Genomic DNA, 19,507 nt, shown 5'->3' on the forward strand with positions numbered 1-19,507 from the left:
GCATTTGCCGGTCGCCTGCCCGGTCGACAGATGCTCGAACAACCGCTGCGGAGAATGACGATGTCCCTGACCGTTTTTGGCGTACCCCTCTCCCCTTTCGTTCGCAAGGTACGCTTGTGCCTGCTCGAAAAAGGTATCGACTACCAGCTTGAAACGGTGATGCCGTTTACGCCCCCGCAATGGTATCTCGAGCTCAATCCGCTGGGCCGCATTCCAGCGCTCAGGGACGGTGACTGTACGCTCGCCGACTCCAGCGTGATCTGTCAGTACCTGGAGGAAGCCTACCCCGATACGGCTCGCCTTTACGGAAAGGATGCACAGGAGCGCGGCCGTGTGCGCTGGCTCGAAAAGTACGCGGACTACGAGCTGGCACCTCTGACCACCTTTACCGTCTTCCGTAACCGCATCCTCAAGCCGACCTCCGGCCAGCCGTGCAACGAAGAAGCCGTGCAGGCAGCGCTACAGGAGAAGCTTCCGCCGCACTTCGATTACTTGGAGCAACAGCTTGGCGCCCAACGCTTTTTCCTTGGAGATCAACTGTCCCTGGCCGACATTGCAGTGACCTGCCAGTTGATCAACATGGCGCATGGCGGTGAGCAGCTCGATGCGCAACGCTGGCCGGCACTGTCTGCCCATCATGCGCGCATGCTGGCGCTACCCTCGATCGCCGGCCTGCTGCCGGACGAGCAGCGTATGAATGCCAAGCTCAAGGAAATGGGCAAGACTGCCACGGCGTGATTCTCAATTGTGCAGTGGCTGCCGGACCCGCGTCCGACAGCCACGCCGCGGCATTCAGCTGCGCGCTTCCAGCAGGCGCTTGCCGACCCACTGACGGGCATACTGATAGGCACAGCGGCCGTTACGATTGCCGCGACCGCTGGCCCAGCGGATCGCATCCTTCTCCAGCTCTTCGGTCCACTCCCATTCAAGCCGTGCAAGCCCAGCCAGCGACTCGATCCAGTGGCGCACCACGCTTAGGTAATGTTGCTGGCTGAACGGATAGAACGATAGCCAGAGGCCGAAGCGGTCGGACAGGGCGATCTTGTCTTCCACGGCTTCGTTCGGGTGCAGTTCACCGTCGACCATCTGCCAGTTTTCGTTGTCGCTCTGGCGTTCCGGTACCAGATGCCGGCGATTGGAGGTGGCATACAACAGCACGTTTTCCGGCGCGCGCTCAAGCGAGCCGTCGAGCACGCTCTTGAGCACCCGATAGTCGCCCTCCCCGGCTTCGAACGACAGGTCGTCACAAAACAGCACGAATGCCTGCTGCAGGCCGGACAGCTGTTCCACCACCCGGGGCAGATCCGCCAGGTGATCACGCTCTATCTCGATCAGCCGCAGCCCGCATTTCGCATACTCGGCCAGCAGCGCGCGGATCAGCGAGGACTTGCCGGTACCACGAGCGCCCCAGAGCAAGACATGGTTGGCGGGCAGCCCGTCGACGAACTGACGGGTATTGGCGGCCAGCAGATCGCGCTGCCGATCGATGCCGATCAGGTCTTCCAGGCTCAGGTTAAGGCTGACTTCGAGCGGTGCCAGATATCCGCTTCGCGCATCTCGCTGCCAGCGAGCCGCCAATGTGCGATCCCAGTCGATGACGGGAGGCTGCGCCGGCAGCAGCGGCTCGATACGCGCCAGCAGCCCTTCGGCTCGTTGCAGGAAGGCTTTCAACTCGACATCCATGATTCACTCCAAACACGAAAAGTCCGGCCGATACCGGACCGAACGACACAGGTGCAAAGGTCCGACGATCAGCGCTGCGCCATGCCCCGCATCAGAGCAGCGCTTCGATATCCGCAGCCAGCGCCTGTGGCGCCGTGCGCGAGGAATAACGTCTGACGGTTTTCCCCTGATCGGCTACTAGAAACTTGGTGAAATTCCACTTGATCGCCTTGCTGCCCAGCAGGCCGGGGGCGCGCTTTTTCAGCTCGATGAACAGCGGGTGGGCATCTCCGCCATTGACCTCGACCTTGGCGAACAATGGAAAGGAGACGCCGAAGCGGCGCTCGCAAAACGCGGCGATCTGTTGCTCGCCATCCGGCTCCTGCTGGCCAAACTGATTGCACGGGAAGCCGAGCACTACCAGTCCGCGCGCACGATAGCGCTGCCACAACTCCTCCAACCCCTTGTACTGCGGGGTAAAGCCACACTGACTGGCCGTATTGACCACCAGCAGCACCTTGGCATCGAAATCCGCGAGCCTCTTCTGCTCGCCCTCGATGGTGACACAGGGAATGTCCAGCAATGAATCGTGCATGCGCGGCTCCTTGCAACCGACGATGTCAGGCGTCGCGCGGCTTCAGGTTGAGAGAGGCGGAATTGATGCAGTAACGCAACCCGGTTGGCTGCGGGCCATCGGGAAATACATGACCGAGGTGAGCATCGCAGCGCGCGCACCTGACCTCGATCCGGTGCATACCGTGACTGAAATCGTCCAGGCTGGCGATGGCGGTATCGCTGACCGGCTGGAAGTAGCTGGGCCAGCCGCAGCCTGAATCGAATTTCGCATCCGCATCGAACAGTGGCGCATCGCAGCAGGCGCAATGATAGATGCCAGGCGTCCTGGTGTCGTTGTACTTACCCGTGAAGGGACGCTCGGTGGCGCCCAGCCTGCAGATCTGGAACTGCTCATCGGAGAGTTCCTCGCGCCAGACGTCGAGCGGTTTTTCCAGCTTGTCCATCGATACAACTCCTCAGCTCAAAAAAGGCCGATCTGTACCTTTTCCGGTGGTCGGGGCGCACGTATCATGCGTCCCTCTTCGACGCCTAGTCTGGCAGCGGGGTTTCCGACTGCCAAGGCGCCCGGGTTCATGCCAAGCGCGGCCAGCCATTTCCGGAACTGGCGCGTTTTCACTTCGGGACACTCAGGATCATGCAGGTCAGCAAATCGAACAAGCTCGCCAATGTCTGCTACGACATCCGCGGGCCCGTGCTCAAGCACGCCAAACGCCTGGAAGAGGAAGGCCATCGCATCCTCAAGCTGAACATCGGCAACCCGGCGCCGTTCGGTTTCGAAGCACCGGAGGAAATCCTCCAGGATGTGATCCGCAATCTCCCGACCGCCCAGGGCTACAGCGACTCGAAAGGTCTGTTCAGCGCCCGCAAGGCGATCATGCAGTATTACCAGCAGAAGCAGGTGGAAGGCGTCGGCATCGAGGACATCTACCTCGGCAACGGCGTGTCCGAGCTGATCGTCATGTCCATGCAGGCACTGCTGAACAACGGCGACGAGGTGCTGATCCCTGCTCCAGACTATCCGCTGTGGACCGCCGCGGTGAGCCTGGCTGGCGGCAAGCCGGTGCACTATCTGTGTGACGAACAGGCCAACTGGTGGCCGGATCTGGCCGACATCAAGGCCAAGATCACGCCGAACACCAAGGCACTGGTGTTGATCAACCCGAACAACCCCACCGGCGCGGTCTACCCGAAGGAAGTGCTGGAAGGCATGGTGGAACTGGCACGCCAGCACAAGCTGGTACTGTTCTCCGACGAAATCTACGACAAGATCCTTTACGACGACGCGGTACACATCTCCACCGCATCGCTGGCGCCGGACGTGCTCTGCCTGACCTTCAATGGCCTGTCGAAGTCCTATCGTGTCGCCGGCTTCCGCTCGGGCTGGGTCGCGATTTCCGGCCCCAAGCACCGCGCGCAGAGCTACATCGAGGGCCTGGACATCCTCGCCAACATGCGCCTGTGCGCCAACGTGCCGTCGCAGCATGCCATCCAGACCGCGCTGGGCGGCTACCAGAGCATCAACGACCTGGTATTGCCGCCCGGACGCCTGCTCGAGCAACGCAACCGCACCTGGGAGTTGCTCAACGACATTCCCGGCATCAGTTGCGTCAAGCCGATGGGTGCGCTCTACGCCTTCCCGCGCATCGACCCGAAGATCTGTCCGATCCACAACGACGAGAAGTTCGTACTCGACCTGCTGCTTTCCGAGAAGCTGCTGATCGTGCAGGGCACTGCGTTCAACTGGCCATGGCCGGATCACTTCCGTGTGGTCACCCTGCCCCGCGTCGACGACCTGGAGCAGGCCATCGGGCGCATCGGCAGCTTCCTCAAGACGTACCAGCAGTAACCGATGGACCTGCAGGTCGACGACTTCTACAAGGATGCCGCGGGCGGCCTGCTGATCCTCTATCAGGCTTTCCCGCGCAAGGTCGCACTGTATGTCGAAGACCTGATCGGCCAGGAAGAGCTGGACGAGTTCGGCCTTCCCTCCAGGCGTCATCAAAGCTGCCTGAGTGCCCTGCTCTGGCTGGCCGAGGAAGGCTATCTGCGATTTGAAAGCACCATTCACCACCAGGCCCTGGACCAGGCCGTACTCACCGAAAAAGGCTTTTTACGACTGACGCGTGCCGTCCCCGGGCAGCTTGCCGACAAGCGCAACTTGCCACCCAGCGTGCTGCGCATTCAGGCCAGCCTCGCTCATCAGCTTCGCGAAGCCTTGAAGAGCGGAGACGGTGAGCGTACAGCCCGGCTCGCCCGCATGCTGTTCGAAAACCAGGCCGACGGATCGCTGCACGCCAGTCTCGCCGGGCAAGCGACATAGCTTGAAATAGTCGCTCGGTTGAATAGCTCAAGGGCGCACCTTATATAGCCTATCGTTCTTCAATTCCTACCCTGGAGTCTGCTGCAACATGATGCGCATTTTCTTGTTCCTGGCCACCAACCTTGCGGTACTGGTCATTGCCAGCATCACCCTCAAGCTGCTCGGGGTCGATCGCTACACCGGCCAGAACTACGGCAGCTTGCTGGTCTTCTGTGCGGTCTTCGGCTTCGCCGGTTCGCTTATCTCGCTGTTCATCTCCAAATGGATGGCAAAGATGAGCACCGGCACCGAGATCATCAGCCAGCCGCGCACTCGCCATGAGCAGTGGCTGTTGCAGACAGTCGAGCAGCTTTCACGCGATGCCGGCATCAAGATGCCCGAGGTCGGCATCTTCCCGGCCTACGAGGCCAATGCGTTCGCCACCGGCTGGAACCGCAACGATGCGCTTGTGGCTGTGAGCCAGGGCTTGCTGGAGCGCTTCTCGCCGGATGAGGTGAAGGCGGTACTGGCCCACGAGATCGGCCATGTGGCCAACGGCGACATGGTTACCCTGGCGCTGATCCAGGGCGTGGTGAACACCTTCGTGATGTTCTTCGCGCGCATCTTCGGCAACTTCGTCGACAAGGCGATCCTCAAGAACGAGGACGGCCACGGCATCGGCTACTTCGTCGCGACCATCTTTGCCGAGCTGGTACTGGGCCTTCTGGCCAGCATCATCGTCATGTGGTTCTCGCGCAAGCGTGAATACCGCGCCGACGAAGCCGGCGCCCAGCTGGCCGGTACCAGCGCCATGATCGGTGCACTGCAGCGCCTGCGCGCCGAGCAAGGCATGCCGGTGCACATGCCTGATACCCTCAAGGCATTCGGCATCAACGGCTCGCTAAAACATGGCCTGGCCGGCCTGTTCATGACCCACCCGCCGCTGGAAGATCGTATCGAAGCGCTGCGTCAGCGCGGTTGAGCGACGAAGGCCATTCAGCAAGGGCGACGCAAGTCGCCCTTTTCGTTGGTCTATGCAGATTAAGCCAACGCATACAAGGAATCGCCATGCGCCGTTTCATGCTCGCCTGTTGTGCCCTGCTCGTCCTAGCCGGCTGCCAGAGCGCCTACTACTCGGCGATGGAGAAAGCCGGAATCCATAAGCGCGACATCCTTGTCGACCGGGTGGAGGATGGGCGCGACTCCCAACAGGAAGCCAAGCAGCAGTTCAAGGATGCCCTGGAGCGTTATCGCAGCGTCGTCGAAGTCGGGGGCGGTGATCTGGAGAAGCGTTACGACGCGCTGAGTCGCGAATACGAGGACAGCGTCGCGAGCGCCCGGGATGTGCGGGTGCGTATCGAGGAGATCGAAGATGTCGCCGACGCCCTGTTCGAGGAATGGGATAGCGAACTCAAGCAGTACAGCAACGCCAGCCTGAAAGCCGCCAGCGCGAAGGAACTCGCCAGGACCCGGGCCGAGTACCGCACCCTCATTCAGCGCATGAAGGCAGCCGAGCAGCGCATCGAGCCGGTATTGAGCGTACTGCGCGACCAGGTGCTGTTCCTCAAGCACAACCTCAACGCTCGCGCCATCAGCGCGCTGCATGGCGAATACCGCACCCTGCAAGGCAACGTCGATCAACTGATGGCGGAAATGCAGCGCGCCATCGACGAGGCGGACACCTTCGTGCGCCGCCTGCAGGCCAAAGGCTGATCGAGTGCGCCGCCGCTTGCAAAGCGGCGGTCAGGACTGCCGCTGCAACCGATGGAAATGCTCTTCGAGACGTTGCAGACCACGCTCGCGCATTTTCGGGTTACGCTCCAGGACCTCCTTCGCCTCCAACAACTCAACCTCCCACCCGGCTGCGTATAGCTCGCGTACCTCGCCGTCACTGATGGCAAAGGGTGGGCCGTCCATTTCAGCCTGCTCGTAATCCAGCGTGACCAACAACTGCTGACAGCCGGCCGGCAGGATGGTCGAAAGCAGTGCCGCATAGCGTCGACGCATCGCCGGTGGCAAAGCGATCAGAGCGGCTCGGTCGTAGACGCCCTTGCAACTGGCGACATCCTCGGCAGCGAGCGCGAAAAAGTCTCCGCAGCGAATTTCCAGCGCTCCCGACCGGTAGACCTTGAACGGCCCGGCGCGGGAAATCTCCGGCTCGAGGTTCTGCTCTTCGAAGAACGTCTCGACCGCTTTCTGGCTCAACTCGATCCCGAGCACCCTGAAGCCCTGCCCCGCGAGCCAGGCAAGATCAAGGCTTTTGCCGCACAGCGGCACCAGCACCATCGCCCCGCGCGGCAGATCGAGTCGCGGCCAGTGTCGGCGCAGACCAGGGTGAACTTCGCTCAGGTGGAAGCCAATTTCGTTGCGCGCCCAGCGCTCCTGCCAGAAGTCTTCGTGCACCTGCAACCTCCATCGTGATCAGAAGCGACAGCTTAACAGAGCGAACCGCGCCTAAACCGGTCAGTTGGCGTAGAGCGAGGCCTCGACATCCAGACCCGCATCACGCATCTGCGCCAGCTTGTAACGCAGCGTGCGCGCACTGATGCCCAGGCGGTCGGCGGTTTCCTTGCGGCGCCCACGCTCGGCGCGCAGGGTATCGATGATCAGCTGAAATTCTCGACGGCGCAGGTCGTCGCCAAGAGCCGAAACCGATTCGGCAGCCGGTGCTGCCGACTCGATGCTGACTGGCATCGGAGCGACTGGCAGGAACGCCGCTCCCGCCACCGCGCCTGGCGTAGCCAGGCAGAGATCCTGCGGCTGGATCAGGCCACCCTGCTGAAGAATCAGGGCACGCTGAACGGCGTTGTCCAGCTCACGTACGTTTCCAGGCCAGGCATGTTCGAGCAGGCAACGCTGCGCTGCCGCCGACAGCCTCGCGGGCGCCTGACGCATCTTCCGGGCATGCTCGGCCAGCAGCCGCTCAGCCAATGGCAGGATGTCCGCCGGCCGCTGACGCAAAGGCGGCCAGGCGAGCGGAAAGACGGATAACCGATAGAACAGATCCTCGCGGAAGCGGCCAGCAGCCACCTCGCCGGCCAGGTCTCGATTGGTAGTGGCCAGCACCCGGATGTCCAGCGTGATCGCCTTGCGTCCACCGACCCGCTCGACCTCGCGCTCTTGCAGTACACGCAGCAGCTTCGCCTGCAGCGCCAGCGGCATTTCGGAAATCTCGTCGAGCAGCAAGGTACCGCCGTCAGCCTGCTCGAACTTGCCCGCCTGGCTGGCGATGGCACCGGTAAACGCGCCCTTTTCGTGACCGAACAGGGTCGCTTCCAGCATGTTGTCAGGGATCGCGGCGCAATTGATCGCTATGAATGGCTTGTCGGCACGCGGAGACTGCTGGTGAATGTAGCGAGCCAGCACTTCCTTGCCGGTACCCGACTCGCCGGATATCAGCACCGTCGAGTCACTCTGCGCCACCCGCGAGGCGAGGTTCAGCAGTTGCTGGCTGACCGGTTCGCACGCTACCGGCCCTTCGGCCTGGGAGGGACCGACACCCACGACATGCCGACCGAGCAATTCAAGCAGCGTCTGCGGCTCGAACGGCTTGACGAGATAGTCCACGGCGCCCTGGCGCATGGCATCCACCGCCCGGGCAACGGCGCCAAATGCAGTCATCAGCAGGACGGGAATTTGCGGATGGTGCTGCCGGACCAATGCCAGCAGTTCATGCCCATCCATGCCGGGCATGTTCACATCGCTGACGACCAGGCCGAACGGCTCTCTCTTCAGGGCGACCAGCGCTGCCTCGGCACAATCGACTGCCCGGTATTCGTAGCCGCCCAGCTGCAGCGTTACGCCCAGGGCCTCGCGCAACGCATGATCATCCTCGACCAGAAGTATCTTGGCGGCCATGGGTCACTCCGATCGGTCTATGCATGAAATCAGCGGCAACGTCAGCAAGGCACAGGTGCCGCGCGCAGGCCGCGAACGAAACTGCAGTTCACCCTGATGCGCCCGAGCGACGGCCTTGACCACCGCCAGACCAAGCCCGGTACCGGTGGTTCGAGTGGTGAAAAAGGGCTCCCCGAGGCGCGCCAGCGTGGCGCCGTCGACACCATGACCGTTGTCGCTGATGCAAAACCGCAGCGTCGTCGCCCGTCGATACAGATGGATCTTCAGGCGCAGGCCTGCAGGGCAGGCCTGTCGCGCGTTCTCGATGAGATTCAGCAGTGCGCCGACCAGGGTGTCGCGATTGCACAAGATCTCCTCACCCTGGACGTCGCATTGCCAACGCACCGCAACACCCTGTAGCTGCGACTCCGCAGCCGAGCGCAATGCCATCATCAGCGCAGAAGGGCTCAGTCGATCACTCAACGGGAGGTCGCCACGCGCGAACACCAGCATATCGCGGACCTGATGCTCGAGCTCATGCAGCCGGGCCTTCAGATTGCCGGCGCAGCGTTGCTGCAACTCCTCGGTCAGCCCGCCCTGCTGCAGATGACTCGCGTACAGCAACGCACTGGATAGCGGCGTACGAATCTGGTGGGCAAGCGACGCAACCATCCGCCCAAGCGCCGACAACCGCTCATGGCGGGCAAGCTGATCCTGCAGGCGCCGGGTTTCCGTCAGATCGGTGAGCAGTACCAGCTGGCCTGGCTCGCCCCTGAGCGAGCGCGTGGCAATCGACAGGCGACGCCCGTTGCGCAAGGATACTTCGTGCCCATCATCCCTGCGCGGAGCGAAGCTGCGGGATATGACGTCGCGCCAATATGCACCCATCAGAGGCTCGCCGAGCAGCTCCAGCGCCACGGGATTGGCATCCCGCACGACACCGTGACCATCTATCACCACGACCCCGCCGGGCAGCAGATCCAGCACGCTTTGCAGCCGTTGCGCGAGCCTCTCTTTTTCCTCGAGCTCCTGACGCCGCAGCTCACCCGCCTCGGCCAGCCGCTCCTGGAGGTCGATGACACGAGTCCGCAAGAGGCCCTCAGACTCATCCAACTGATCGGATATCCGCTGAAACAGCTGAAGCGATTGCATCAGCTCGCGCTCATCGGCGTATTCATGCAGTTCGGCAGAAGGCTTGGTGACGGATTTCACGGACTCACTCGCGCCTGTCAAAAGATGGTCAGTGGGAGTGAAAGAGCAATCTTCGTGCCCGGCAAGGAATCACGGCCGCGCCGCAGCGGCCGCGCACAATGAAAGAGGCCGCTTGAACAAGCGGCCTCATGGAGTTTCAGGACGGTTACTCGGCTTCGTCGTCGCGACGGTTCATACCGTACTTGCGCATCTTTTCCACCAGGGTGGTACGCCGGATGCGCAGCCGCTCGGCTGCGCGCGCCACGACGCCACCAGCATCTTCCAATGCCTGATGGATCAAGCCCTGCTCCAGATTGCCGAGATACTCCTTGAGGTCCAGCCCCTCGAGGGGCAGCATCGCCTGAGCTTCCGGAACGACCATTGGTGCACTGATGGCCGCCCGCTCTTCCATTTCCTCGTTGAGACTGGTGGCGTACTGCTCGTCCTCGTCATCGACATGCCGAAACTTCTTCGGCAGTTCCATCACGCCAATCACGCCGTACGGGTGCATGATTGCCATGCGCTCGACCAGATTGGCCAACTCTCGAACATTGCCCGGCCAGTCATGACGACAGAGCGACATGATCGCGGCCGAGTTGAAGCGAATCGAGCCCCTCTTCTCGTGCTCCATGCGCGAGATCAGCTCGTTCATCAGCAGCGGGATATCCTCGACGCGTTCGCGCAGCGGCGCCATCTCGATCGGGAAGACGTTGAGGCGATAGTAAAGGTCCTCGCGAAAGGAGCCTTCTTCGATCATCTTCTCCAGATTCTTGTGGGTCGCCGCGATGATGCGCACATCGGCGCTCTGCGTACGATTGCTACCCACTCGCTCGAACGTGCGCTCCTGCAGGACTCTCAGCAATTTGACCTGCATGGGCAACGGCATGTCGCCGATCTCGTCGAGGAACAGGGTACCGCCTTCGGCAAGCTCGAACCGACCTGAACGAGCCGTGATGGCGCCGGTGAAGGCGCCCTTTTCGTGGCCGAACAGCTCGCTTTCGAGCAGCTCTGCGGGAATCGCGCCGCAGTTCACGGGTACGAATGGCCCCTGCCGCCGCTTGGAATGGTAATGAAGATTGCGCGCCACCACTTCCTTGCCCGTCCCGGATTCACCAAGGATGAGCACGCTGGCCTCGGTATCGGCAACTTGCTGCATCATCTGCCGAACGTGCTGTACCGCGCGGCTGGTGCCAACCAGGCTGCGAAAAAGATTGGGCTCGCGCTGCCGGCCACGAGACTTCGCCTGGTCGTACATTTCGCGGTAGATCTGCGCGCGATGCAGGGAGTCGAGCAGCTTGTTGTAGCTGGGCGGCATCTCAATACTGGTAAGTACCCTGCGCCGGACCTCTTCCGGCCAGTCGCTCGGAGCGACTTCGCCTATGAGCATCAGCGGAACGTTTTCGTCCCACTTGCCCAGTTGCCTGATCAGCTCGACAGCACCGCCCCGGACAGAGACATCACCCAGCATGACGCCATTCACTGCACGGCTGGACTCGAGACCTGCCACAGCGTCCTGCCATTCGCTACTGGAACAAGCCAGATGATCTTCACTGAGGAAGTTCAGGATGACTGCCAAGTCTCGCCGGCGGTCTCGATCATCATCTATCAACAAAATCTTGGTTTCACGCCACATCTTGTTTATAGGGCTCTATATAGCTGAAAGAAAGCCTGCGCTCGCATCCATGGAAGAAAGGCGAATCACACTATGGCAGATGAAGGTAGATTAATGAAAAAAAGAACCGAGTCAAATTTATGGCGTGAAATAGCGACCAAAGAACCAATGGGAATTCTGCAGCTTGCGAAGCTGGCAAAAGCGGGGAAAGGCATTTCGGTGCATTTTGCTGCGTATAAAGCTAATTACGTAGCATAAGCCGACAAAACAGATACGCAACATGGCGCCACAGCGACATAATGTCACATATTTTGTAATGATAAATTTTGATCGCCGCGCCGGATGCCACGCGGTCGACAATAGAGAGCGCAGGGACAAGCACGCCGCTGAATCCGGGAAGGCTCTCAACCGAACAGTCGGTAGACTTTTGCTCCCTGCTGGGAATGGTTCAGGCGTCGCAACTCGCCTACCAGGCGTTGCTGCTCGACTTGACAGGTGCTGACCATCTCGCGATACAGGTCCAGCAATTCCTTCAGGCGCTGCCGAAGCAGAACGTTATCGCGCTCTGATTCGCTCATTACATCATCCACAGCGTTACGGCACTCCCGGTCGAGCATACTGATCGCTGCCCAGTCCTGCTGGCTCAGCGCGTCGCGCAAGGCGGAACCAGTTTCTTCAAGGCGCTTGACGGAAGCATTCATGATCGACTCCGGGGGACCTGTGCCCGATGCGGCGGCTTATGCCGAACCAGCTATAACGTTTTTCACCAGTGCTGCCCGAACTGTATCGGCACCGACTGAGCGGTCTTTAGGCTGCGCTGCAAAAACTTCTACCGCCCATGCCCTCGGACCGCCTCGGCTCAATAGCGGTTGCGCAATCCCGGCGGCACGCTCGGCGGCGCCACCGGCTCCCATGGGCCGTCGGGCCGGCCGGCACAGAACCAGTCGCCATCCCAGCGATAGTAAAGTCGCTCGCGATAGTACAGGTCGCGGCCCTCCACCACATAAACGCCAAGGCGGTTATCCCAGTGCGCGGCCACATGCGGCGGCGGAGCGTAACGAGGGTGACTTTTGCGCGTACTCGGCGGGCGCGGCGCAGGCGGCGCCTTGATGGGTGGAGGCGAAATGACCGGACCAGCGGGCTCGGGCAACCGCGGAACAGGCCTGGCCGCAGGCTCCTGGGGAGCTGTTTCATAGGGCGTTCCGGCGCAGGCAGCGAGCAGCAAGACCAGCCCGGACAACGCAACCTGCTGACCAAGCAGCTTAAGCAATCGCGGCAAGGCTGATGGCGTTGCTGTCATTTTCACCTCTGAATGTTCAGGGAGCCTCGGCACGATCAATGGTCAGGCGTACCGTTCTCTCTTCACCCTTGGTCTGAAGAGCCTCGCTTTGACCCAACCATTCACCCTTGGTTGCATCGCCTGTGCGGGAAACACGTGCCACCAGTGTGACCTGCTCGACGCTGGATATCTTGAGAGACGGAACCATAGCATCGGCGTCGCCCAGGCTGATGGTCGCTGGCAGGTCGGCAACCGTCAGGCGCTTGGCTGCCAGCGGCACACCAGGCCCAGAAACCGCTCTAGCGAAAACGAAAACGCTGTCCTGTGGCGAAACGGCCTTTGCCACTTCAGGGTCGAGCTCCACCTCGACCTGCAGGGTAAGCCCTTCGGCTTCGGATGCCGCTGGCACCTGCGCGGCGGCAGGCTCACCGAGCTGTGCGCGTGCACGGTCGATACCACCGCGGATGGCCTCACGTGACGGATCACCGTCGGGCAGCACGGCTACCAGCTGCTCCCAGAAGCGCACCGCATCAGCGTAGCGTGCCTCTTCGTAGGCGGCGATCCCGAGCAGGCCAAGGCTTGTCACCTCTTGCGGATCGCCTCGCAGCGCCTCATCGGCCAACCCCTGCAATTCGGCCGACCACTGCCGACCCCGTGCGAAATACAGCGCTTGCGCCAACTGGCCAAGCAGCTCCGGTTGCCGCCCGGCGAGCTCCACGACACGACCGAAGGCCTGCGCCGCATCTTCCGGACGCTCCTGATTCATATAGGTGCGCCCCAGAAAGTACCAGGCCTCGGCCGAATCCGGCTGTTCCTTTACGGCCAGCTCGAGACGGGCCGTCATTTCCTCGATCGTACGCGGCTGTTCACTGAACTGACGCGCCATCTGCACTTTTCCGCTGGCGCCCCAGTGCATGTAGAGCCCGTACCCCACCAGCGGCACCAGAATCGCCGCTATCAGCGGTACGCTGCGGCCGAGCCTGGCAACGCTCGGCGTGCCTCTTTCCTCGGTATCTTCGAGCAACTCGCGCGCGGCATCCGCCCGCCCGGCTTCCAGCTGCTCATCGCTCAACGTTCCGGCGCCATGCTGGGCGGTCAGCTCGGACAGACGCTCCTCATACAGAGCCACATTGAGCGCAGTACGATCTTCTTCCGTCTGGGCACGGCGACCACGCAGGATAGGAAACAGCAGAAAAGCCAATGCCACCAGCAGCAAGGCAGCGGCAGCGATCCAGAAATCGATCATGAGTCTTTTTTATCCAGCAGCTTGGCGAGACGTTCGCGCTCGGTATCGGAAAGAGTGTGCGATGCGCAGGCCTGCTCGAACCGACGACGGCGGACCAGGATTATCGCCAGCACGCCGAAGCCCACCACCAGCAGCCCGGCCGGACCATACCAGAGCAGCATGGTTTTCGCGTTCATCGGTGGCTTGTAGCGAACGAAATCGCCATAGCGGGCGACCAGATAGTCCACGATCTGGTCGTTGCTTTGCCCCTCTTCCAACATGCGGAAGATCTCCTGACGCAAATCCATGGCTATCGGCGCATTGGAATCGGCGATGTTCTGATTCTGGCATTTCGGGCAGCGCAGCTCTTCGGTCAGGGTGCGATAACGCTCGCGCTCTGCCTCGTCACGAAATTCATAGGTATCGATTGCCGCCTGCGCGGTGCCGGCCAGGACAAGGCCAAGCAGCGCGGCGTGGATCAGTCGTTTCATTCGTCCACCAGTTGCTGATAGAGCGCCGCCAACTGTTCGCGCCAGACACGCTCATCGATTACGCCGACGAACTTGTGGCGGATGATTCCCTGCTTGTCGATCAGGAAGGTTTCCGGGGCGCCGTAGACGCCCAGATCCAACCCCAGACTGCCGCGCTCGTCGCGGATATTGAGCTGGTAGGGGTCATGGAATTCCTTCAGCCACTTCTGCGCAGCAGCATTGTCGTCCTTGTAGTTGACGCCATAGATGACCACGCCCTGCGATGCCAGGCGGTTCAGTACCGGATGCTCCACCTTGCAGGCCACACACCAGGTTGCCCAGACGTTGAGCAGCGCCGGTTTGCCCTTGAGGTCCGCATCGCTGATCAGGCGCTGCTCGTCCTCTACCGATGGCAACGAGAACGTCGGGACGGGCTTGCCGATCAACGCCGACGGCAACTCGGATGGATCAAGGAACAGGCCGCGATAAAGGAATACCGCGACGATCAGGAACACCGCCAGCGGCAGCAACATCAACAGTCGTTTCACATCAGGCTCCTTGCGCCGCCATGCCCAGCGCTTCGCGCACGCGGGTCTTTACCTTGACGCGGTAGCGCCGATCACTGGCTGCCAACACCCCGCCCAAAGCCATCAACAGGCCGCCCAACCAGATCCAGCGCACGAACGGCTTGATATGCACACGCACCGCCCAGGCGCCATCCCCCAGCGGCTCGCCGAGCGCAACGTAGAGATCGCGGGTAAAGCCGGCGTCGATGCCCGCCTCGGTCATCGGCATTTGCTGCACTGTGTAGAGACGCTTTTCCGGGTGCAACGTGGCAACTTGTTTGTTGCCGTCGAGCACGCGAATGGTGGCTTTGTCTGACGTGAAGTTCGGCCCTTCATGATGCACGGCACCTTCGAAAACGAACTGATAGCCGCCCAACTCCAGAGACTCGCCAGGCGCCAGGCGCAGGTCCCGCTCGGCGCTCTGGTGACTGGTAAGCACCACCCCAATGGCGCAGACCACCAGACCGAGGTGCGCCAGATGCATGCCCCAGTAGCTAGGCGCCAGGCTCCGCACGCCCTTTAGCAGGCCCTTGTGACGGGTCTTGTCCAAAAGATCGCGGACACTGGCCAGGACTACCCAGGCGCCAAGCAGGCAAACGGCCAGCACGGCCCAGTTGAAGTCGCCGAACAGCAACGAGCCAAGCCCGCCCAGGATAACGCTGGCGAGCAACACCGGCATGAGCATTCCCAGCAGCCACTTCAGTGGCGTGTCCTTCCAGCGCACCAGAATGCCAAACGCCAGCGCTACCATCAGCGCCCCAATCAACGGCACGAACATGGCGTTGAAGTAAGGTGGCCCGACCGAAAGCTTGGCACCGGACAGCGCGTCCAGCAGCAGCGGATAGAGCGTGCCCAGGAGGATCATCGAGGTGGCGACCACCAGCAGGAGGTTGTTGACCAGCAACAGCGTTTCTCGAGACCACAACCCGAAGCCGACCTGACTCTTGACCACCGGTGCGCGCAATGCAAACAACGTCAGCGAGCCGCCTACCACCATCAGCAGGAATACCAGGATGAATACGCCGCGCTCAGGGTCGGTGGCGAATGCATGGACCGAGGTCAGGACACCGGAGCGGACCAGGAAAGTACCGAGCAGGCTCAGCGAGAACGCGGCAATGGCCAGTAGCACAGTCCAGCTCTTGAACACACCACGCTTTTCGGTGACCGCCAGCGAGTGAATGAGCGCAGTGCCGACCAGCCACGGCATGAACGAGGCATTTTCCACCGGATCCCAGAACCACCAGCCCCCCCAGCCCAGTTCGTAATAGGCCCACCACGATCCCAGCGCGATGCCCAGGCCGAGGAAAGCCCACGCCACCAGGGTCCATGGCCGCGACCAGCGCGCCCAGGCCGCATCCAGCCTGCCGCCCAACAGCGCGGCGATGGCGAAGGCGAAGGCCACCGAGAAGCCTACGTAGCCCATGTAGAGCATGGGCGGATGGACGATCAAACCGAAATCCTGCAACAGCGGGTTGAGGTCTCGGCCGTCCATGGGCGACTGCGGCAACAGGCGTTCGAACGGGTTGGAGGTGATGATAAGGAACAACAGAAAGCCGATGCTGATCAACCCCATCACGCCAAGCACCCGAGCCAGCATGTCCTCCGGAAGCTGCCGGGAGAAGATCGACACGGCGAACGTCCAGCCGGCAAGGATGAGAGCCCAGAGCAGCAACGAGCCTTCATGGGCGCCCCAAACGGCGCTGAACTTGTAGTACCACGGCAGCGCGCTGTTGGAGTTCTGGGCGACATAAGCGACGGAGAAGTCGTCGACCATGAAGGCATAGGTCAGGCAAACGAACGAGAAAGCGAGAAAGGCGAATTGCCCCCAGGCCGCGGGTTGCGCCAAGCCCATCCACTGCCTGTCGCCACGCCAGGCACCGATCAGCGGCAGCGTCGCCTGCACGACGGCCAGGCACAACGCGAGGATCATCGCCAGATGGCCGAGCTCGGGAATCATTTCGCGTACTCCTGCTTGCCGCCTTCGTAGTGCTTCATCATGCCGCTCTTCTCGAGTGCCTGGGTCACTTCCGGCGGCATGTAGTTCTCGTCGTGCTTGGCCAGCACTTCATCGGCAACCAGCACGCCAGCGGCGTTGACCCGCCCCAGTGCGACAATGCCCTGCCCTTCGCGGAAAAGGTCCGGAAGGATGCCCTGATAAGTGATGGTCACCGACTCCACCCCATCGGTCACCCGGAACGATACGCTCAGGGAATCGTTGGTGCGCTGCACCGAACCTTCCTCGACCAGCCCCCCCGCACGGATGCGGGTACCCTCAGGCGCTTCCCCCGCTGCGATCTGGGTTGGCGTATAGAACAGGTTGATGTTCTGCTGCAAAGCGGACAACGCCAGCGCCACGGCGATACCGACACCGGCGAGGATCGCCAGGACGATGAAAAGACGCTTCTTGCGCACCGGATTCACTTCGACTCCTCCCGGCGCAAACGACGCGCCTCATCTTGCAGGTAACGCCGGCGTGCCAGGACCGGCAACACGACGTTGAGTATCAGGACAGCCAGGCTGATGCCGTAGGAGGTCCAGACGTACACGCCATGATTGCCCATGGCGATGAATTCGGCGAAGGACGAAAAATTCACGAGTTGTTCCCCACCAGAGCCTTGACCTCGGTCTTCACCCAGCTGGCACGCGATTCACGGCGAAGCACTTCCAGGCGCATGCGCATCAGCAGCACCGCGGCGAAGAAGCAATAAAAGCCAACCACCATCACCAGCAACGGGAGCCACATTTCAACCGGCATTGCCGGCTTCTCGGTGACCTTGAAGGTTGCCGGCTGGTGCAATGTGTTCCACCACTCCACCGAGTACTTGATGATCGGGATATTCACCACCCCGACGATCGCCAGCACCGCACAGGCCTTGGCAGCGCTGTCGCGATTGCTGATCGCCTGGCCCAGCGCGATGACGCCGAAATACAGGAACAGCAGGATCAGCATGGAAGTGAGCCGCGCATCCCATACCCACCATGCGCCCCAGGTCGGCTTACCCCAGACAGCGCCGGTCAGCAGCGCAATGAATGTCATCCAGGCACCGATGGGCGCCGCCTGCTGCAGCGCGACATCGGCAAGCTTCATTTTCCAGACCAACCCGACTACGCCCGCCACGGCGAGCATGACGTAGATGGACTGAGCGAGAAAGGCGGCCGGCACGTGGATATAGATGATCCGGAAACTGTTGCCCTGCTGGTAATCCTGCGGAGCGAACGCCAGGCCCCAGACTACTCCTACGCCGACCAGCAACGCCGCAGTCCAGGCCAACCAGGGCAACCAGCGCCCGCTGATCTCGTAGAACCACTTGGGCGAACCCAGCTTGTGAAACCATGTCCAGTTCATCGGAAGACTCATCGTCCAGCGAGCGCCTGATGGATCAGGCCTCGACATTCGCTACGTCGACCGGGCGCAGGCCCGGCCATCAGGTGTACAGCTCACTCACCAACGCTGATCTTCAGCCCGGCGGCAATCGCAAAAGGTGTAAGAGTAACCGCCAATGCCGTCAGGCTGGCCAGCCAAAGCAGATGCCCGACTGCCGGCAGCCCTTGCAGAGCAGCCTGCAACGCGCCACTGCCGAGGATGAGCACGGGGATATAGAGCGGCAGAATGAGCAGAGCCAAGAGCAAACCACCCCGTTTGAGCCCCACAGTCAGCGCCGCGCCCACCGCCCCGAGCAGGCTCAGGATCGGCGTGCCCAGCAACAGCGAGATCAGCAGCACCGGCATGGTGCCGAGCGGCAAGCCCAGCATCAGCCCCAGCAAAGGCGCCAGCAGCACCAGCGCCAGTCCGGAAAAGGCCCAGTGTGCCAGCACCTTGGCGAGCACCAGAAGCGCGAGGGGGTGCGGCGAAACGACCCACTGCTCGAGCGAGCCGTCCTCGAAATCGCTACGAAACAGCCCGTCCAGCGAGAGCAACACGGCCAAAAGCGCCGCGACCCACACCAGTCCCGGAGAAATCGTTTGCAACAGTTGCGTTTCCGGTCCGACCGCCAGCGGGAACAGTGCGATGACGATGGCGAAGAACACCAGCGGGTTGGCCAGCTCGGCCGGACGGCGAAATAACAGGCGGGCTTCACGTGCCAGCAGAAGGGTGAATACGCTGCTCATGCGGCCCGCTGCCCCAGATCCAGTTCGCGGTAGCCGACAGGCATCTCGGTCAGGCTGTGGTGGGTCGTCAGCACAACCAGTCCGCCCTGCTCGCAGTGGGCGGCGAGGTGCCTTTCCAGCTGGGCCACGCCATGCTTGTCGAGCGCGGTGAATGGCTCGTCGAGAATCCACAATGGTGGCGGCGAGAGATAAAGCCGCGCCAGCCCCACACGGCGCTGCTGGCCCGCGGAAAGGGTGTGGCAGGGCACGTCTTCGAAACCGCGCAGTCCTACTTCAGCAAGCGCCTGCCAGATCGCCTCACGGCCTGCCGGCTGGTGCAGCGCGCATAGCCAGGTCAGGTTTTCCTCCGCGGTAAGCAGGCCCTTGATGCCTGCAGCGTGCCCTATCCACAGCAGGTTGCGAGCCAGCTCGCCACGCTGCGCATCGAGCGGCAACCCCTTGAGCCTCACCTCGCCGGCGGTAGGCTGCATCAGGCCGGACAGCAGGCGCAGCAGACTGGTCTTGCCGCTACCGTTGGGGCCGGAGATCTGCAGCATCTCGCCATTCTCGAGGCGCAGGTCGAGCTTGTCGAAAAGCAGCCGCCAATCCCGCTCGCAGGCGAGCGCCACAGCTTCGAGAAACGGAGTTGACACGCTAGCGGTACCTCAAGATGAAAAAAGCCTGGCCGCTATACTCAGGCA

24 protein-coding genes are annotated in these 19,507 nt (G+C 61.9%); 6 read left to right on the forward strand and 18 right to left on the reverse strand.

What is annotated here, in order from left to right; all coding sequences use genetic code 11:
- Positions 1-60 precede the first annotated feature (60 nt).
- Positions 61-738, forward strand: coding sequence for a glutathione S-transferase family protein (locus B597_RS25020; protein ID WP_003296545.1), 678 nt, complete (start codon positions 61-63; stop codon positions 736-738).
- A gap of 54 nt (positions 739-792) precedes the next feature.
- Here B597_RS25020 and B597_RS25025 read toward each other — a convergent pair whose 3' ends face one another.
- The 3 genes from B597_RS25025 to msrB all read right to left on the reverse strand — a co-directional run bounded on the left by B597_RS25025 (position 793) and on the right by msrB (position 2,681).
- Positions 793-1,683 (reverse strand): ATP-binding protein, encoded by an 891-nt coding sequence (locus B597_RS25025; RefSeq protein ID WP_003296546.1) that lies wholly within the window; start codon positions 1,681-1,683, stop codon positions 793-795.
- A 91-nt stretch (positions 1,684-1,774) separates the two neighbouring features.
- The gene (locus tag B597_RS25030) at positions 1,775-2,257 is read right to left on the reverse strand and encodes a glutathione peroxidase (protein WP_003296547.1); all 483 of its coding nucleotides are present in this window, start codon (positions 2,255-2,257) and stop codon (positions 1,775-1,777) included.
- 25 nt (positions 2,258-2,282) lie between these two features.
- Entirely contained in the window at positions 2,283-2,681 is a 399-nt protein-coding gene (msrB, locus tag B597_RS25035; RefSeq protein ID WP_003296548.1) for a peptide-methionine (R)-S-oxide reductase MsrB, read from the reverse strand.
- Positions 2,682-2,872: 191 nt separating this feature from the next.
- Between msrB and B597_RS25040 the strand changes: the two genes are divergently transcribed.
- From B597_RS25040 to B597_RS25055, 4 genes are all read left to right on the forward strand, one after another.
- A complete protein-coding gene (locus B597_RS25040; protein ID WP_003296549.1) occupies positions 2,873-4,084 on the forward strand; it encodes a pyridoxal phosphate-dependent aminotransferase in 1,212 nt (403 codons plus the stop codon).
- Positions 4,085-4,087: 3 nt separating this feature from the next.
- Positions 4,088-4,558: a hypothetical protein gene (locus B597_RS25045; RefSeq protein WP_003296550.1), complete on the forward strand. Its 471-nt coding sequence runs from the start codon at positions 4,088-4,090 to the stop codon at positions 4,556-4,558.
- 88 nt (positions 4,559-4,646) lie between these two features.
- The gene (htpX, locus tag B597_RS25050) at positions 4,647-5,519 is read left to right on the forward strand and encodes a protease HtpX (protein WP_003296551.1); all 873 of its coding nucleotides are present in this window, start codon (positions 4,647-4,649) and stop codon (positions 5,517-5,519) included.
- 86 nt (positions 5,520-5,605) lie between these two features.
- Entirely contained in the window at positions 5,606-6,250 is a 645-nt protein-coding gene (locus B597_RS25055; RefSeq protein ID WP_003296552.1) for a DUF2959 domain-containing protein, read from the forward strand.
- Between the two features lie 30 nt (positions 6,251-6,280).
- On the opposite strand, the gene B597_RS25060 is transcribed toward B597_RS25055, so the two are convergent.
- The 4 genes from B597_RS25060 to B597_RS25075 form a co-directional block, all read right to left on the reverse strand.
- Positions 6,281-6,940, reverse strand: a complete 660-nt coding sequence (locus tag B597_RS25060) for a thiopurine S-methyltransferase (RefSeq protein ID WP_003296553.1) — start codon at positions 6,938-6,940, stop codon at positions 6,281-6,283.
- 60 nt (positions 6,941-7,000) lie between these two features.
- Complete coding sequence (locus tag B597_RS25065; protein ID WP_003296554.1) at positions 7,001-8,395, reverse strand: sigma-54-dependent transcriptional regulator; 1,395 nt, start codon at positions 8,393-8,395, stop codon at positions 7,001-7,003.
- Positions 8,396-8,398: 3 nt separating this feature from the next.
- Positions 8,399-9,526 carry a sensor histidine kinase gene (locus B597_RS25070; RefSeq protein WP_152028133.1) on the reverse strand — a complete coding sequence of 376 codons (1,128 nt, stop codon included), beginning with the start codon at positions 9,524-9,526 and terminating at the stop codon, positions 8,399-8,401.
- A 205-nt stretch (positions 9,527-9,731) separates the two neighbouring features.
- Positions 9,732-11,198: a sigma-54 dependent transcriptional regulator gene (locus B597_RS25075; protein WP_003296556.1), complete on the reverse strand. Its 1,467-nt coding sequence runs from the start codon at positions 11,196-11,198 to the stop codon at positions 9,732-9,734.
- Positions 11,199-11,291: 93 nt separating this feature from the next.
- Here B597_RS25075 and B597_RS47235 point away from each other — a divergent pair, with 93 nt between their 5' ends.
- Complete coding sequence (locus B597_RS47235; RefSeq protein ID WP_192939374.1) at positions 11,292-11,435, forward strand: hypothetical protein; 144 nt, start codon at positions 11,292-11,294, stop codon at positions 11,433-11,435.
- A gap of 146 nt (positions 11,436-11,581) precedes the next feature.
- On the opposite strand, the gene fliT is transcribed toward B597_RS47235, so the two are convergent.
- From fliT to ccmA, 11 genes are all read right to left on the reverse strand, one after another.
- Positions 11,582-11,878, reverse strand: coding sequence for a flagellar protein FliT (gene fliT, locus B597_RS25080; protein WP_003296557.1), 297 nt, complete (start codon positions 11,876-11,878; stop codon positions 11,582-11,584).
- Between the two features lie 158 nt (positions 11,879-12,036).
- Positions 12,037-12,477, reverse strand: a complete 441-nt coding sequence (locus B597_RS47485) for a hypothetical protein (protein WP_024161582.1) — start codon at positions 12,475-12,477, stop codon at positions 12,037-12,039.
- A gap of 16 nt (positions 12,478-12,493) precedes the next feature.
- Positions 12,494-13,702, reverse strand: coding sequence for a c-type cytochrome biogenesis protein CcmI (gene ccmI / locus B597_RS25090; RefSeq protein ID WP_003296560.1), 1,209 nt, complete (start codon positions 13,700-13,702; stop codon positions 12,494-12,496).
- Entirely contained in the window at positions 13,699-14,172 is a 474-nt protein-coding gene (locus B597_RS25095) for a cytochrome c-type biogenesis protein (RefSeq protein WP_003296561.1), read from the reverse strand. Before B597_RS25095 ends, ccmI begins: the two co-directional genes overlap by 4 nt.
- Positions 14,169-14,699 (reverse strand): DsbE family thiol:disulfide interchange protein, encoded by a 531-nt coding sequence (locus B597_RS25100; protein ID WP_003296563.1) that lies wholly within the window; start codon positions 14,697-14,699, stop codon positions 14,169-14,171. The genes B597_RS25095 and B597_RS25100 overlap by 4 nt, the downstream gene beginning before the upstream one ends.
- A gap of 1 nt (position 14,700) precedes the next feature.
- On the reverse strand, positions 14,701-16,674 hold the full coding sequence (locus B597_RS25105) for a heme lyase CcmF/NrfE family subunit (protein ID WP_024161583.1): 1,974 nt from the start codon (positions 16,672-16,674) through the stop codon (positions 14,701-14,703).
- On the reverse strand, positions 16,671-17,138 hold the full coding sequence (gene ccmE, locus B597_RS25110) for a cytochrome c maturation protein CcmE (RefSeq protein WP_024161584.1): 468 nt from the start codon (positions 17,136-17,138) through the stop codon (positions 16,671-16,673). The genes B597_RS25105 and ccmE overlap by 4 nt, the downstream gene beginning before the upstream one ends.
- A complete protein-coding gene (gene ccmD, locus B597_RS25115) occupies positions 17,135-17,311 on the reverse strand; it encodes a heme exporter protein CcmD (protein ID WP_003296567.1) in 177 nt (58 codons plus the stop codon). The genes ccmE and ccmD overlap by 4 nt, the downstream gene beginning before the upstream one ends.
- Positions 17,308-18,063 (reverse strand): heme ABC transporter permease, encoded by a 756-nt coding sequence (locus tag B597_RS25120; protein ID WP_003296568.1) that lies wholly within the window; start codon positions 18,061-18,063, stop codon positions 17,308-17,310. The genes ccmD and B597_RS25120 overlap by 4 nt, the downstream gene beginning before the upstream one ends.
- A 92-nt stretch (positions 18,064-18,155) precedes the next feature.
- On the reverse strand, positions 18,156-18,827 hold the full coding sequence (gene ccmB, locus B597_RS25125) for a heme exporter protein CcmB (RefSeq protein ID WP_003296569.1): 672 nt from the start codon (positions 18,825-18,827) through the stop codon (positions 18,156-18,158).
- Positions 18,824-19,459 (reverse strand): cytochrome c biogenesis heme-transporting ATPase CcmA, encoded by a 636-nt coding sequence (gene ccmA / locus B597_RS25130; protein ID WP_003296570.1) that lies wholly within the window; start codon positions 19,457-19,459, stop codon positions 18,824-18,826. The genes ccmB and ccmA overlap by 4 nt, the downstream gene beginning before the upstream one ends.
- Positions 19,460-19,507: the final 48 nt, after the last annotated feature.

The sequence above is a fragment of the Stutzerimonas stutzeri KOS6 genome (genome assembly GCF_000307775.2).
In the GTDB taxonomy this organism is placed as follows: domain Bacteria; phylum Pseudomonadota; class Gammaproteobacteria; order Pseudomonadales; family Pseudomonadaceae; genus Stutzerimonas; species Stutzerimonas stutzeri_B.

Bases quoted from the DNA above. Each gene is read 5' to 3' on its own strand.
- B597_RS25020 (WP_003296545.1), top strand. From the start codon at position 61: ATGTCCCTGACCGTTTTTGGCGTACCCCTCTCCCCTTTCGTTCGCAAG.
- B597_RS25025 (WP_003296546.1), bottom strand. From the start codon at position 1,683: ATGGATGTCGAGTTGAAAGCCTTCCTGCAACGAGCCGAAGGGCTGCTG.
- B597_RS25030 (WP_003296547.1), bottom strand. From the start codon at position 2,257: ATGCACGATTCATTGCTGGACATTCCCTGTGTCACCATCGAGGGCGAG.
- msrB (WP_003296548.1), bottom strand. From the start codon at position 2,681: ATGGACAAGCTGGAAAAACCGCTCGACGTCTGGCGCGAGGAACTCTCC.
- B597_RS25040 (WP_003296549.1), top strand. From the start codon at position 2,873: ATGCAGGTCAGCAAATCGAACAAGCTCGCCAATGTCTGCTACGACATC.
- B597_RS25045 (WP_003296550.1), top strand. From the start codon at position 4,088: ATGGACCTGCAGGTCGACGACTTCTACAAGGATGCCGCGGGCGGCCTG.
- htpX (WP_003296551.1), top strand. From the start codon at position 4,647: ATGATGCGCATTTTCTTGTTCCTGGCCACCAACCTTGCGGTACTGGTC.
- B597_RS25055 (WP_003296552.1), top strand. From the start codon at position 5,606: ATGCGCCGTTTCATGCTCGCCTGTTGTGCCCTGCTCGTCCTAGCCGGC.
- B597_RS25065 (WP_003296554.1), bottom strand. From the start codon at position 8,395: ATGGCCGCCAAGATACTTCTGGTCGAGGATGATCATGCGTTGCGCGAG.
- B597_RS25070 (WP_152028133.1), bottom strand. From the start codon at position 9,526: ATGCAATCGCTTCAGCTGTTTCAGCGGATATCCGATCAGTTGGATGAG.
- B597_RS25075 (WP_003296556.1), bottom strand. From the start codon at position 11,198: ATGTGGCGTGAAACCAAGATTTTGTTGATAGATGATGATCGAGACCGC.
- B597_RS47235 (WP_192939374.1), top strand. From the start codon at position 11,292: ATGAAAAAAAGAACCGAGTCAAATTTATGGCGTGAAATAGCGACCAAA.
- fliT (WP_003296557.1), bottom strand. From the start codon at position 11,878: ATGAATGCTTCCGTCAAGCGCCTTGAAGAAACTGGTTCCGCCTTGCGC.
- B597_RS47485 (WP_024161582.1), bottom strand. From the start codon at position 12,477: ATGACAGCAACGCCATCAGCCTTGCCGCGATTGCTTAAGCTGCTTGGT.
- ccmI (WP_003296560.1), bottom strand. From the start codon at position 13,702: ATGATCGATTTCTGGATCGCTGCCGCTGCCTTGCTGCTGGTGGCATTG.
- B597_RS25095 (WP_003296561.1), bottom strand. From the start codon at position 14,172: ATGAAACGACTGATCCACGCCGCGCTGCTTGGCCTTGTCCTGGCCGGC.
- B597_RS25105 (WP_024161583.1), bottom strand. From the start codon at position 16,674: ATGATTCCCGAGCTCGGCCATCTGGCGATGATCCTCGCGTTGTGCCTG.
- B597_RS25120 (WP_003296568.1), bottom strand. From the start codon at position 18,063: ATGAACTGGACATGGTTTCACAAGCTGGGTTCGCCCAAGTGGTTCTAC.
- ccmB (WP_003296569.1), bottom strand. From the start codon at position 18,827: ATGAGCAGCGTATTCACCCTTCTGCTGGCACGTGAAGCCCGCCTGTTA.